Annotated in this window: 14 protein-coding genes; 6 read left to right on the plus strand and 8 right to left on the minus strand. The window is 67.5% G+C overall.

The features are described 5' to 3' along the window. Positions 1–124: 124 nt before the first annotated feature. Both ACXDF8_RS23160 and rsmA read left to right on the plus strand, forming a co-directional pair. Positions 125–1,246, plus strand: coding sequence for a resuscitation-promoting factor (locus tag ACXDF8_RS23160; protein ID WP_457225616.1), 1,122 nt, complete (start codon positions 125–127; stop codon positions 1,244–1,246). Next, positions 1,243–2,157 carry a 16S rRNA (adenine(1518)-N(6)/adenine(1519)-N(6))-dimethyltransferase RsmA gene (gene rsmA, locus ACXDF8_RS23165; protein ID WP_457225617.1) on the plus strand — a complete coding sequence of 305 codons (915 nt, stop codon included), beginning with the start codon at positions 1,243–1,245 and terminating at the stop codon, positions 2,155–2,157. Before ACXDF8_RS23160 ends, rsmA begins: the two co-directional genes overlap by 4 nt. Here rsmA and ACXDF8_RS23170 read toward each other — a convergent pair. Next, entirely contained in the window at positions 2,145–2,954 is an 810-nt protein-coding gene (locus ACXDF8_RS23170) for a serine/threonine-protein kinase (RefSeq protein WP_457225618.1), read from the minus strand. The two genes, rsmA and ACXDF8_RS23170, sit on opposite strands and share 13 nt — an antisense overlap. A gap of 68 nt (positions 2,955–3,022) precedes the next feature. Between ACXDF8_RS23170 and ACXDF8_RS23175 the strand changes: the two genes are divergently transcribed. Together ACXDF8_RS23175 and ACXDF8_RS23180 are read left to right on the plus strand one after the other, a co-directional pair. Further along, on the plus strand, positions 3,023–3,967 hold the full coding sequence (locus ACXDF8_RS23175; RefSeq protein WP_457225619.1) for a 4-(cytidine 5'-diphospho)-2-C-methyl-D-erythritol kinase: 945 nt from the start codon (positions 3,023–3,025) through the stop codon (positions 3,965–3,967). 388 nt (positions 3,968–4,355) lie between these two features. Beyond that, positions 4,356–5,990 (plus strand): fatty acyl-AMP ligase, encoded by a 1,635-nt coding sequence (locus ACXDF8_RS23180; protein WP_457225620.1) that lies wholly within the window; start codon positions 4,356–4,358, stop codon positions 5,988–5,990. A gap of 80 nt (positions 5,991–6,070) precedes the next feature. Here ACXDF8_RS23180 and ACXDF8_RS23185 read toward each other — a convergent pair whose 3' ends face one another. After that, complete coding sequence (locus ACXDF8_RS23185; protein ID WP_457225621.1) at positions 6,071–6,730, minus strand: O-methyltransferase; 660 nt, start codon at positions 6,728–6,730, stop codon at positions 6,071–6,073. A gap of 49 nt (positions 6,731–6,779) precedes the next feature. Here ACXDF8_RS23185 and ACXDF8_RS23190 point away from each other — a divergent pair, with 49 nt between their 5' ends. Together ACXDF8_RS23190 and ACXDF8_RS23195 are read left to right on the plus strand one after the other, a co-directional pair. Beyond that, positions 6,780–7,811 carry an epoxyqueuosine reductase gene (locus ACXDF8_RS23190; protein ID WP_457225622.1) on the plus strand — a complete coding sequence of 344 codons (1,032 nt, stop codon included), beginning with the start codon at positions 6,780–6,782 and terminating at the stop codon, positions 7,809–7,811. Positions 7,812–7,820: 9 nt separating this feature from the next. Beyond that, a complete protein-coding gene (locus ACXDF8_RS23195; RefSeq protein WP_457225623.1) occupies positions 7,821–7,946 on the plus strand; it encodes a hypothetical protein in 126 nt (41 codons plus the stop codon). Positions 7,947–8,353: 407 nt separating this feature from the next. Here ACXDF8_RS23195 and pth read toward each other — a convergent pair whose 3' ends face one another. From pth to ACXDF8_RS23225, 6 genes are all read right to left on the minus strand, one after another. Further along, positions 8,354–8,929 (minus strand): aminoacyl-tRNA hydrolase, encoded by a 576-nt coding sequence (gene pth / locus ACXDF8_RS23200; RefSeq protein ID WP_457225624.1) that lies wholly within the window; start codon positions 8,927–8,929, stop codon positions 8,354–8,356. Between the two features lie 8 nt (positions 8,930–8,937). Continuing rightward, the gene (locus ACXDF8_RS23205; RefSeq protein ID WP_457225625.1) at positions 8,938–9,588 is read right to left on the minus strand and encodes a 50S ribosomal protein L25/general stress protein Ctc; all 651 of its coding nucleotides are present in this window, start codon (positions 9,586–9,588) and stop codon (positions 8,938–8,940) included. Positions 9,589–9,723: 135 nt separating this feature from the next. After that, positions 9,724–10,590, minus strand: coding sequence for an oxidoreductase (locus ACXDF8_RS23210; protein ID WP_457225626.1), 867 nt, complete (start codon positions 10,588–10,590; stop codon positions 9,724–9,726). 43 nt (positions 10,591–10,633) lie between these two features. Continuing rightward, on the minus strand, positions 10,634–11,179 hold the full coding sequence (locus ACXDF8_RS23215) for an LpqN/LpqT family lipoprotein (RefSeq protein ID WP_457225627.1): 546 nt from the start codon (positions 11,177–11,179) through the stop codon (positions 10,634–10,636). A gap of 95 nt (positions 11,180–11,274) precedes the next feature. Next, the gene (arsC, locus tag ACXDF8_RS23220; protein WP_457225628.1) at positions 11,275–11,622 is read right to left on the minus strand and encodes an arsenate reductase (glutaredoxin); all 348 of its coding nucleotides are present in this window, start codon (positions 11,620–11,622) and stop codon (positions 11,275–11,277) included. An 8-nt stretch (positions 11,623–11,630) separates the two neighbouring features. After that, on the minus strand, positions 11,631–12,611 hold the full coding sequence (locus ACXDF8_RS23225) for a ribose-phosphate diphosphokinase (protein WP_457225629.1): 981 nt from the start codon (positions 12,609–12,611) through the stop codon (positions 11,631–11,633). Positions 12,612–12,670: the final 59 nt, after the last annotated feature.

Raw genomic sequence — 12,670 nt, forward strand, 5'->3', positions numbered from 1 at the left:
GTTGAGAGCGGCGGCCCCGGCTTGCCCCTCCGCACTAGGGTTCGTTACCGTCTTGTGATCAAAGGGGGCGCTGGATTCAGCGGCCCTGTTCTTGTTTTAGTGCCGAGGCGGGATCCGAACACTCTTGAACGCGTTGAGCAAGCTCCACCAGTCGCCGTCCCCGATCCTTCGTCTGGTCGTCGCGGCCCTGCTGTTGACACTGGCCTTCGCCGGGGCGTTCGCGGTGGCCTCGCAGAAGACCGTCACGCTCAACATCGACGGCACTCAGCTGAAGGTCACCACGATGAAGTCGCGGGTGATCGACGTGGTCCAGGAGAGCGGCTACGCCGTCGGCGACCGTGACGACCTGTTCCCGGCGCCCGATCAGACCGTGCACGATTCCGAGACGATCGTGCTGCGCCGCAGCCGGCCGCTGCAGATCTCTTTGGACGGCCAGGGGTCCAAGCAGGTGTGGACCACCGCGTCGACCGTCGACGAAGCCCTGGCCCAGTTGCGCATGACCGACACGGCCCCGGCCGCGGCCTCGCGCGGCAGCCGCCTGCCCCTGGAAGGTATGGCCTTGCCGGTGGTCAGTGCCAAGACCGTCCAGATCAACGACGGCGGCGTGGTGAGCACGGTGCACCTGGCCGCCCCCACCGTGGCCGACCTGCTCGCCGCCGCCGGCGCGCCGCTGGAGCAGGCCGACACCGTCGTCCCCGCGGCGTCGTCGCCGGTGATCGCCGGAATGCAGATCCAGGTGACTAGGATGCGCATCGAGAAGGTCACCCAGCGGGTGCCGCTTGCGCCGGTGGCGCAGCGGATCGAGGATCCGACGATGAACATGAGCCGTCAGGTCGTCGAGGACCCCGGAACGCCGGGCGTACAGGACGTGACTTTTGCTGTCGCGAAGGTCAACGGGGTGGAAACCGGACGGCTGCCCGTTGCCAACACCGTCATCGTCCCGGCGCGAGACTCAGTTCTGCGGGTGGGCGCAAAACCTGGCACCGAGGTGCCAGCGGTGCTCAACGGGCCGATTTGGGACGCCATTGCCAGGTGTGAAGCCGGCGGCAACTGGGCGATCAACACCGGCAACGGCTATTACGGCGGCGTCCAATTCGATCAGAACACCTGGGAAAGAAACGGTGGTCTGAGGTACGCTAGCCGTGCCGACTTGGCAACCAGAGAAGAACAGATAGCAATTGCTGAAGTAACGCGTTCACGACAAGGCTGGGGGGCCTGGCCCGTGTGCGGGAGGGGTGCATCATGACAATTCGCCTTCTTGGGCGGACCGAGATCAGGAACCTGGCCAAGGAACTTGACTTCAAGCCGCGTAAGTCTCTGGGGCAGAACTTCGTCCACGACGCCAACACCGTGCGTCGGATCGTCTCGGCATCTGGCATCAACAAGCACGACCACGTGCTCGAGGTCGGGCCCGGACTGGGCTCTTTGACTCTGGCGCTGCTCGACCGTGGTGCCACGGTCAGCGCGATCGAGATCGACCCGGTCCTGGCGCAGCGGCTGCCGAAGACCGTCGCCGAGCACTCCCACAGCGAGATCCACCGGCTGACCGTCCTCAACCAGGACATCCTGGCCCTGGAGCGCTCCGAACTCGCCGAGCCGCCGACCGCCGTCGTCGCCAACCTGCCGTACAACATCGCCGTGCCCGCCCTGCTGCACCTGCTGGCCGAGTTCCCCTCGATCCGGACCGTCATGGTGATGGTTCAGGCCGAGGTCGCCGAGCGGCTGGCCGCCGAGCCAGGTGGCAAGGACTACGGCGTGCCCAGCGTGAAGGTGCGCTTCTTCGGCAAGGTTCGCCGCTACGGCATGGTCTCGCCGACGGTGTTCTGGCCCATTCCGCGCGTGTACTCCGGCCTGGTGCGCATCGATCGCTACGAGACCACCCCGTGGCCCGCCGACGAGGACTTCCGTCAGCAGGTCTTCGGCCTCGTCGACATCGCCTTCGCGCAGCGGCGCAAGACCGCCCGCAACGCGTTCCTGGAATGGGCTGGCTCGGGTAACGAGTCGGCCGAGCGGCTGCTGGCCGCCAGCATCGATCCCGCCCGTCGCGGCGAGACGCTGACGGTGGCCGACTTCGTCCGCCTGCTGCAGCGCTCCGCTGACTTCCTCCCGGCGCCGGATTCCGCGGACGGGCCCTCGCGCACCGCTCAGGTGTTCTGAGCGCCTCGCCGCAGCGTCTCGGCGAAGTGGTGCATCATCTCGGTGCACGACGAATAGCGCCGGTCTGGATCCTTGGCGATTGCTCGGGCCAGGACAAGGTCGAAAGACCGGGACAACCACGCCTCGTCACGGGACGGCTCCGGTGGCGGTAGGTGCAGGTGTGCGTCGATGAGCGCCGTCGGATTGTCTGCCGGGAACGGCGGCGCACCGGTGAGTACTTCCAGCGCGGTACAGGCCAGGGCGTATTCGTCGGTCGCTGCCTGGGGCAGGCGGCCCTGTAGCAGTTCGGGTGCCGCGTAGGGCAGCGATGCCACCACCTGGGTGTGCCGGTGCCAGACGTCCTCGGCCAGGACATGCGCCACCCCGAAGTCGATGAGGATCGCGCCGTCGCGCGAAAAGTTCTGGTGGACAAGGATGTTCGCGGGCTTGACGTCGGAGTGCACGATCCCGCCGCGGTGGGCGTGATCGAGCGCGGCGGCGATCTGTTCCAGTGCTGTGAGCTTGGCATCCACTGACCTCAGGCCGGTCACGTCGCCACCGTCGACATACTGCATCGCGATCCAGTCCCGCCCGTGGTCGTACACCCGCACGATGCGCCGGTGCTGCAGGCGTGCGGTGATGCGGTACTCCCGGGCCAGGTGCGTGACGTCGACGGGCCCGCGGTGGTCCTCGTCGAGCACCTTGAGCGCCACGACCGATCCGTCTGCGGCGCGGGCGCGGTACACCGCCGCCTCACCGCCGCGCCCAAGGAGTACCTCGACGAGGTAGCCGGCGATTGCCTGCCCGGGTTGCGCCACCACTGCACCCTAGATTCGGCCGCCGACGACGGAGAAGAGAATCGCCCGGGGCGCGATACCCTCGTGCGGTGTCTCCGACCAACGGCTCCACCGCCCCCGAATGGGTCGCGACCGGGTCGGTGACGGTGCGCGTGCCCGGCAAGGTAAACCTCTACCTGGAGGTCGGTGACCGCCGCGACGACGGCTATCACGAGCTCACCACCGTCTTCCACGCTGTGTCGCTGGTCGACGAGGTCACCGTGCGCAACGCCGACGTCCTCTCGCTGCGGCTGGTTGGGGAGGGCGCCGAGGAACTGCCCGCCGACGAGCGCAACATCGCCTGGCAGGCTGCCGAGCTGATGGCCGAGCATGTCGGCCGGGCGCCGGACGTGGACATCACCATCGAGAAGTCGATCCCGGTGGCTGGGGGCATGGCCGGCGGCAGCGCCGATGCGGCGGCGGTGCTGGTCGCCATCAACAACCTCTGGGAACTGGGTGTGCCCCGCCGCGACCTGCATGTGCTGGCCGCCCAGCTGGGCAGCGATGTCCCGTTCGCCTTGCATGGCGGCACCGCGCTGGGTACCGGGCGCGGCGAGGAGCTGGCAACAGTGTTGGCGCGCAGCACATTTCATTGGGTGCTGGCGTTCGGCAAGGGGGGTTTGTCAACGCCGGCGGTCTACCGCGAGATCGACCGGCTGCGCGAGAACGGGGCGCCGCCGCGGCTGGCCGACCCCGAACCACTGTTGAGCGCGCTGGCCGGCGGCAACCCGCGCGACCTCGCCCCGCTGCTCGGCAACGACCTGCAGCCCGCCGCCTTGAGTCTCAGTCCCGAGTTGCGCCGCACCCTGCGGGCGGGCACCGACGCGGGTGCCCTGGCGGGGATCGTGTCGGGGTCCGGGCCGACGTGCGCGTTCCTGTGCGAGTCGGCGGCCGCGGCGGTGGACGTGGGCACCGAACTGGCCGGTGCGGATGTCTGTCGCACGGTGCGGGTGGCCTCGGGCCCGGTGCACGGGGCCCGCATCGTGCCCTGCTGATCGGCGCTGGCATCCACCCGCCAGGTGTGACGCGGTTCTCAATCGCTGCGAAAACTTGGCGGTAACTTAAGGGAAGTTTAAGATGATCGACGGTGATGACTAGCGGCCCGGCACTGCCTACGTGCGAATCGCCCACCCTGTTTCGGGGTGGGCGGTGGCCCGGCTGCAACGTCGAGGTCGCCGTCGCTGTCGCCAGCTGTATCACCACAGCATCACCATTTCGAGACCGAACCGCTCCCCAGTCGTTCTGGCGTGCCTCCTGTACGGCGCCTTACGGCAGGCGGAGCATGAAATTCCGGGCCGTTACGCCCAGTCCGATGTCGCTGAGCAGCCAGCTTTGGTGCCCGACGCCGCGGACCAGCCAGCTCCGGATGCCGAGGAGGTCGTCGTGAGCCGTTTCACGGACAAGATGTTCCACAGTGCCATGACTAGCAGCAAGGGCATGGTCACCGGTGAACCGCACGAGCCGGTTCGGCACACCTGGCGCGAGGTGCATGAACGTGCCCGCCGCATCGCCGGCGGCCTGGCCGAGGCCGGTATCGGTCTCGGTGACGCGGTCGGCGTGCTGGCCGGTGCTCCGGTGGAGATCGCCCCGACCGCCCAGGCGCTGTGGATGCGCGGTGCCAGCCTCACGATGCTGCACCAGCCGACGCCGCGCACCGACCTCGAGCAGTGGGCCAAGGACACCGCCAACGTCATCGACATGATCGAGGCCAAGGCCGTCATCGTCTCCGATCCGTTCCTGGTCGCCGTTCCGGTGCTCGAGGAGCGCGGCGTAAAGGTGCTCACGGTGGAGGCGCTGCTGGCCGCCGAGCCGACCGACCCGGTCGAGACCTCCGAAGACGATGTCGCGCTGATGCAGCTGACGTCCGGTTCGACGGGCTCGCCGAAGGCCGTCGTCATCACCCACCGCAACATCCACTCCAACGCCGAGGCGATGTTCATCGGCGCCAAGTACGACATCGACACCGACGTCATGGTCAGCTGGCTGCCCTGCTTCCACGACATGGGCATGGTCGGCTTCCTGACCATCCCGATGTACTTCGGTGCCGAGCTGGTCAAGGTCACCCCGATGGACTTCCTGCGCGACACCTTGCTGTGGGCCAAGCTCATCGACAAGTACAAGGGCACCATGACCGCCGCGCCGAACTTCGCCTACGCGCTGTTCGCCAAGCGGTTGCGCCGGCAGGCCAAGCCGGGCGAGTTCGACCTTTCCTCGCTGCGGTTCGCGCTCTCGGGCGCCGAGCCCGTCGAGCCCGCCGACGTGGAGGACCTACTCGACGCCGGGCGACCGTTCGGGCTGCAACCCGAGGCGATCCTGCCGGCCTATGGCATGGCCGAGACCACCCTTGCGGTGTCGTTCTCCGAGTGCGGTGCCGGACTGGTGGTCGACGAGGTCGACGCCGACCTGCTGGCCGCGCTGCGCCGCGCCGTACCGTCGACCAAGGGCAACACCCGCCGGCTGGCCACCCTGGGCCCGCTGCTGACCGATCTCGAGGCTCGCATCGTCGACGAGGACGGCAACGTCTTGCCGGCCCGTGGCGTCGGCATCATCGAACTGCGGGGCGAATCGCTGACCCCCGGCTACATCACCATGGGCGGCTTCGTGCCGGCCCAGGACGAGAACGGCTGGTATGACACCGGCGACCTGGGCTACCTGACCGACAACGGCCACGTCGTGGTGTGCGGTCGCGTCAAGGACGTCATCATCATGGCCGGGCGCAACATCTACCCGACCGACATCGAACGCGCGGCCGGCCGCGTCGAGGGCGTGCGTCCCGGTTGCGCGGTCGCCGTGCGCCTGGACGCCGGGCATTCCCGGGAGAGCTTCGCGGTGGCGGTCGAGTCCAACGCGTGGCAGGACCCCGCCGAGGTGCGCCGCATCGAGCACGAGGTGGCTCACGAGGTGGTCGCCGAGGTCGACGTGCGCCCGCGCAACGTCGTGGTCCTGGGGCCGGGCACCATCCCGAAGACGCCGTCGGGCAAGCTGCGCCGGGCGAACTCGGTCGCGCTGGTCACCTAGTTCACCCTCGCGCCGAGTGGCCACTTGATGTACACAAATGGCCGAGATCTGTGGCATAACTGGCCACTCGCGCTGGTCGCCTAGGCCCGGCAGCTGATCTCCATCGCGTCGTTGCCGTCACGCACGGGGAACGCCACGCTGACGAAGCCGCTGGCCGGGTCGCGCACGTAGTCGAGGTAGGGCTGGGTGTCGGGCATGCCGGTGTTGTCGGCGACGACGAGTGCCCCGCTGCTGAGCTTCGGTTCGAGGAGTTTCAGCACCGGGATGTAGAGCTCTTTCCAGCCGTCGAGCAGGACGAAGTCCACCGGTCCGTCCAGGCTGTTCAGCGTCTGCAGGGCGTCGCCCTGCAACACGGTAATCACGTCATCCAGTCCGACCTCGGCGAAGGTGTTCTTCGCGGCGACGACCTTGGTGGCGCTCAGTTCGGTGGTCACGACACGTCCGGCACCGTTGTCGCGTACCGCGCTGGCCAGATGAATGGCCGACAGGCCCAACGACATTCCGAACTCGACGACCAGCTGCGGTCGTGCGGCGCGCACCAGCGAGTAGAGCAGCCGGCCGGACTCCGGCGTCACCGGCAGATAGAAGTCGCTCAGGGCGTCGGCGCGTTCCTGGGCGGTTGCCGTTTCGATCCCCTGCAGTCTGGGGACGCCTTGCTGAAGTTCGGCCATCTGCCGGCTCGCCTCGGCGTACATCCGATCGAGGGCGGTCGCGACCGCGGGGGTGGAGAGCGTGTTCATCGCATCGACGCTACCCGCGCTAGCTGAGTATTGAGTACAATACTCAGCTATGACCCTGCCCCCGCGTCTGGCCCAGCATCCGACGGCGCAGGCCGTGCACAACCGGCGGCGCGCGGCCCCGCCGCGGGTGATCGACGCCGACTGGCTGCGGGAGATCTGCCTGGCCGCCGGCGCCGACGACGTGGCGTTCACCACCGTCGGCAACCCCGCGCTGGCCTCCGAGCGTGAGCATGTCGAGGCCGCGCTGCCGGGAGCCAAGAGCTTCATCTCCCTGGTGGTGCGGATGAACCGCGACAACGTGCGCTCGGTCGCGCGCAGTGTGGCCAACCAGGAATTCCACCGCACCGGCGAGATCATCAATGAGGCCGCGCACCGGATCACCCGCGCACTGCAGGATGCCGGTCACCGCGCGCTCAACCCGTCGGCCACCTTCCCGATGGAGATGGACCGCTACCCGGGACGGATCTGGGTGGTCGCCCACAAACCGGTGGCCGTCGCCGCCGGCCTCGGCGTGATGGGCATCCACCGCAACGTCATCCACCCCAGGTTCGGCAACTTCATCCTGCTGGCCACCGTCCTGGTCGACGCCGAGGTTAGCAGTTACGGTGCACCGCTGGACTATTCGCCGTGCCTGGAATGCAAACTGTGTGTGGCGGCCTGTCCGGTGGGGGCGATCAAGAAGGACGGCGAATTCGACTTCATCGCCTGTTCGGTACACAACTACCGCGAGTTCATGGGCGGCTTCACCGACTGGGCCCAGGCCATCGCCGACAGCGAGGATGCCGACGACTTCCGCTCGCGGGTAAGCGATTCCGAGAACGCATCGATGTGGCAGAGCCTGTCGTTCAAGGCGAACTACAAGGCGGCCTACTGCCTGGCGGTGTGTCCCGCAGGTGAAGACGTCATCGAGCCCTACCTCGACGACCGCAAGGGCTTCATGGACCTGGTGCTGCGCCCGCTGCAGGACAAGGTCGAAACGCTCTATGTGCTGCCGAATTCCGCGGCCAAAGAGCATGCCGAGCGGCGCTACCCGCACAAGCCGGTCAAGATCGTCGACTCCGGGATCCGCGGCCGCGCGTAGGCTGGGCCGATGGCCCGGGTGCGCGGCTGGATAGCTGTGCTCGGCCCAGCGGTCGCGATGGTCGTGGTGCTCGCTCTCGACGCCACACTCGGCGGCCAGCGGACTCGGCCGTCGCGTTCGGCCGGCTCGGTGTAGGGGCGTTCCCCAAACGCAATTGGGTCACTGGACCCAGTGCGTCCGGCACCGTCCACCGCGTCGCGACCCTGATCGCTTTCATCGCCCTGCCGCTGGCGATCCTGGCCATCGCCCGTGGCCGCGGCGGTACCGCCCGCGCCGCCAGGTGGCTCGCAGTGATCGGAATGGGTTGGCTGGCAGTACTGTTCGCGGGGATCGCCGGGTTCGAGGCGGCAGCCCTGATCGCGCTGGCCTTCTGGCTGGTTCGAGCTGAGAGTGCCGGCGCCGCATTCTCGGTCAGTCCGTCGAGAACGTCGTCGACCGGCATCGTCGCCGCGGTAGCCCGCGGTGGTGCTGGCCCACAGGGTGCGTACCCGGGCGATCTCTACGAAATCCTGACGCTAGGGTGGCTCATCTTTACGCCGACCTCACCAGGCGTGCACCTGGTTCTGGGCAGTCTCCAGCCCGGCTTCGATCAGCATCTCGGTGGCGTCGGCGGCCTGCTCGCAGATCGCCGGGACTTCGGTGCGCTCGGCGGCGCTGAAGGTCTCCAGCACGTATGCCGCGGGATCCTTGCGCCCGGGCGGGCGCCCGATGCCGATCCGCACCCGCTGGAAGTCCTTGGTGCCCAGCGCATTGGCCACCGACCGCAACCCGTTGTGCCCGCCTTCGCCGCCGCCGAGCTTGAGGCGGATCCGGCCGAAGTCGATGTCGAGCTCGTCGTGGATGACGATGACGTCCGCGGGCGGCACCGAATAGAACTTCGCCAACGGGCCGACCTGTCGGCCCGACTCGTTCATGAACGTGCGCGGCTTGGCCAGCACGACGGGGCGGTGTCCCAGCCGGCCGGTCACGACTTCGGCGCCGGATCGCTTGTGCACCTTGAACTGTGCGCCCATGCGACCCGCCAGCAGATCGGCCACCATGAAGCCCAAATTGTGCCGGGTCTTGGCGTATTGCGGTCCGGGGTTGCCAAGGCCGACAACCAGAAGGGGATCGGCCATGCCGGGGCTTACTCTGCCCCGGCCGACTCGCCCCCGGCCTCGGCGGCTTCGGCGGCCTGCTGCTCGAGCGACTCGCCGCCGCCCTCGGCCTCCAGCTCTTCGGCCGACGGCGCCGCAACGACGTTGACGACCAGCAGCTCGGGATCGCTGATCAGGGTGGTGCCGGCGGGCAGCTCGATCTGGCCTGCGGTGATCTGGGTGCCCTCTTCGACACCCTCCACCGACACGGTCAGGGTCTCGGGGATCGACAGGGCCTCGGCCTCGATCTCGATGGTGGAGGCGTCCTGAGTGACCAGGGTGCCGGAGGCGGCTTCACCTTCGACGGTGACGCTGACCTCGACAGTCACCTTCTCGCCGCGGCGCACCACGATCAGGTCGGCGTGCTGGATGCTGCGGCGGATCGGATGCACCGACAGCGCCTTGGTCAGCGCGAGCTGCTCCTTGCCGTCGATGTCGAGGGTCAGCACGGCGTTGGTGCCGGAGTGCCGCAGAACGGCGGAGAAGTCGCGCGCGTTGAGCTCGAGGTGCTGCGGCTCGGCACCGTGGCCGTACAGGACCACCGGAATCTTGCCCTCGCGGCGGGCCTGGCGGGACGCACCCTTACCGGTCTTGCCCCGCACGTCGGCGGTGAGGTTGTTGGTGGTGGCGGCTTTGGCCATGATTCGGTGCTCCTGAGTTGCCTGTCGTGGGTTATCCGCACGGAGAAGGCAGGCACCAAACACTGGAAGCCTCGTCGATAACGGTGGCTAGACCACCCTCGCCGTGACGCGGTCCCAGGGTAGCCGATCACCGGCTCAGAGCGGAAATTCGATGCCCGTGAGCTGCTCGGAGAGCCGCCACAGCGACTGCGCGGTGGTCTTGTTGCGGGCCAGCGGGCTGCGTGGAGTGGGGCCGGTCGGGCCGCGCATGGCGAAGCGCGGGCCGATGTAGCTGTCGCCGGGCAGGTCCTGCGATGCGGCATACAGGGTCTGGCGGGCGCCGAAGTCGGCGCTGGTGGCGAACACGCTGTTGCCCAGGTCCCAGGCCCGGGTCCCCATCCGATTACCGGTGTGGCCCTGCAGGTTGGTCGATGAGTACCCCGGGTGGGCGGCGTGTGCCTTCAGGGGGGAACCCGCGGCGACGAGGCGCTTCTGCAGCTCGGTGGTGAACAACAGGTTGGCCAGTTTGGACTGGCCGTAGGCCAGCCACGCCGAGTACGGCCGGGCCTTCCAGTTGAGGTCTTTGAGGCTGATCTTGCCCAACAGGTGCATGAACGACGCGACCGTCACAACGCGGTCGGTGATCTTGGGCAACAGCAGGTTGGTCAGCGCGAAGTGCCCCAGGTGGTTGGTGCCGATCTGGCTTTCGAAGCCGTCCTTGGTCAATGCGTACGGGACGGCCATGATGCCGGCGTTGTTGATCAGCACGTCGACGGTGTCGATTCCGGCGGCGAACTCGCGAATCGAGGCGAGGTCCTGCAGGTCGAGTTCGCGGACGTCGACGTCACCGCTCATGGTGGCCGCGGCCTCGTTGCCCTTGGCGGTGTTGCGGCAGGCCAGGATGACGTGTGCGCCGACCCGGGCCAGCTCGCGGGCCGTAACCAAGCCGAGCCCGCTGTTGGCGCCGGTCACGATCGTGGTGCGACCTGCGAATGACGGCAGCTGCTCTGCGGTCCAACTCATGGCGAACACTCTAGGGCCGGCGTGGTTGTCGGCCACCGGCCGGCTACTTCAGTGCGACATGGAAGCCAGCGATGATCGCCTCGACGTCTTCGGCATCGGCCGCGGCCTGGTTGGCCAGCGTGGTGACGGTCAGCTGCACCAGATAGCGCTGGAAGGCCGGCGCCCGGGTGACGGGGATGACCACCCGGTTGTAGGAGTGCAGCCGCTTGTCGTTGAGGTTGTAGCTGCCCTCGATCATCGAGGACGGGAAGCCGTCGAAGTCATCGTCGGAGGCGTTGAGCTTGGTGAAGTTCTGCGACATCTCGGCGTCGACGGCCGCGTGCTTGAGTGCCTCGCCGACGTCGAAGTTCCCGCTCAGCTTGAACACGATGACCATAGCCGTCGGATAGGTGTTGTTCTTCGCGATCACCTCGGTGCCTGGGGAGAAGTTCGAGTTGGCGTACTTCGTCCAGCCCTTCGGCCGCGGCAGGGTCACGGTGATGTCGGTGAGTTTGTCCAGCGGGATCTGCTCACCGGTGACGCCGACGCCGTAGAGATATTCGGCTATCGGTTGTGGTGTGCTCGACGTGGTGGGCGCGGCCGTGGTCACCGGTGTGGACCAGACAGACGAGTAATCCGGCGGCGTCGTCCCGCATCCCGTGACGGTCGTGGTCAACGCGACGGCGAAGGCTAGCGTCCGCGCTCTCACAGAATGTCGTGCACCGCGTCGATCGGCCGGGCCAGCCGGGTGCCCTTGTCCGTCACCACAAAGGGACGCTCGATGAGGATCGGGTTGGCCGCCATCGCGTCGAGCAGCTCGTCATCGCTCGCATCGGCGAGATTCAAGTCGGCGTAGAGAGATTCCCGCTTCCGCACGGCTGTGCGGACGTCGATACCGGCGTCCGCGACAAGCTTGGCGATCTCCGCGCGCGACGGCGGCGTCTTGAGGTATTCGACAACTTTCGGCTCGAAACCGTTGTCGCGCAGCAATTCCAAGGTCTTACGGGACGTGCTGCAGCGTGGGTTGTGATAGATGGCAGCGTTGGTGAACAACGAGTCTCCTACGCGTCCCCGTCGAAAAGGCCTGTTACCGAACCATTTTCGAAAACCGCGCGGATGGTGCTGGCCAGCAGCGGAGCGATGGACAACACCGTCAGCTGCGGGAACCGCTTGGACTCGTCGATCGGCAGCGTGTTGGTGACGATCACCTCACGTGCTCCGCTATCGGCCAGCCGCTCACGGGCGGGGTCGGACAGCACCCCGTGGGTGGCGGCGATGATCACGTCCTTGGCGCCGTCGTTGTGCAGCAGCTTGACCGCGCCGGCGATCGTCCCGCCGGTGTCGATCATGTCGTCGGTCAGCACGCAGGTCTTGCCGGCCACGTCACCGACGACGCGGTTGGACACCACCTGGTTGGGCACCTTCGGATCACGGGTCTTGTGGATGAACGCCAAGGGGGTACCGCCAAGGGCGTCGGCCCATTTCTCGGCGACCCGCACCCGACCGGAGTCGGGCGAAACGACGACGACGTTCTCGCAGTTGTAGTTGTCCCGGATGTAGCCGGTCAGCAGCGGCTGGGCACGCATGTGGTCCACCGGCCCGTCGAAGAAGCCCTGGATCTGGTCGGTGTGCAGATCAACCGACACGATGCGGTCTGCACCTGCGGTTTTGAACAGGTCGGCCACCAACCGCGCCGAGATCGGCTCGCGGCCGCGGTGCTTCTTGTCCTGGCGGGCGTAGGGGTAGAACGGCAGGATCGCGGTGATCCGCTTGGCGCTGCCGCGCTTGAGCGCGTCGATCATGATCAGCTGTTCCATCAGCCACTTGTTCAGTGGGGCGGGATGGGACTGCAGGACGAAGGCATCGCACCCGCGCACCGATTCGTCGAAGCGGACGAAGATCTCGCCGTTGGCGAAGTCCCGTGCGGTCTGCGCCGTGACCTGAACGTCGAGCTCCTTGGCGACCTGCTCAGCGAGCTCCGGGTGCGCGCGCCCCGAGAAGAGCATCAGATTCTTGCGGTTGTCGGTCCAGTCCGTGCCCACTGTGTGCTGCCCTTGCCGGTCGGGGATCGATACGGGCCAATCGTACGGTGCTAGGTCCC

It is taken from the genome of Mycolicibacterium sp. CBM1, assembly GCF_054073305.1.

Bases quoted from the DNA above. Each gene is read 5' to 3' on its own strand.
- rsmA (WP_457225617.1), top strand. From the start codon at position 1,243: ATGACAATTCGCCTTCTTGGGCGGACCGAGATCAGGAACCTGGCCAAG.
- ACXDF8_RS23185 (WP_457225621.1), bottom strand. From the start codon at position 6,730: ATGAACACGCTCTCCACCCCCGCGGTCGCGACCGCCCTCGATCGGATG.
- ACXDF8_RS23190 (WP_457225622.1), top strand. From the start codon at position 6,780: ATGACCCTGCCCCCGCGTCTGGCCCAGCATCCGACGGCGCAGGCCGTG.
- ACXDF8_RS23195 (WP_457225623.1), top strand. From the start codon at position 7,821: ATGGCCCGGGTGCGCGGCTGGATAGCTGTGCTCGGCCCAGCGGTCGCG.
- pth (WP_457225624.1), bottom strand. From the start codon at position 8,929: ATGGCCGATCCCCTTCTGGTTGTCGGCCTTGGCAACCCCGGACCGCAA.
- ACXDF8_RS23205 (WP_457225625.1), bottom strand. From the start codon at position 9,588: ATGGCCAAAGCCGCCACCACCAACAACCTCACCGCCGACGTGCGGGGC.
- ACXDF8_RS23210 (WP_457225626.1), bottom strand. From the start codon at position 10,590: ATGAGTTGGACCGCAGAGCAGCTGCCGTCATTCGCAGGTCGCACCACG.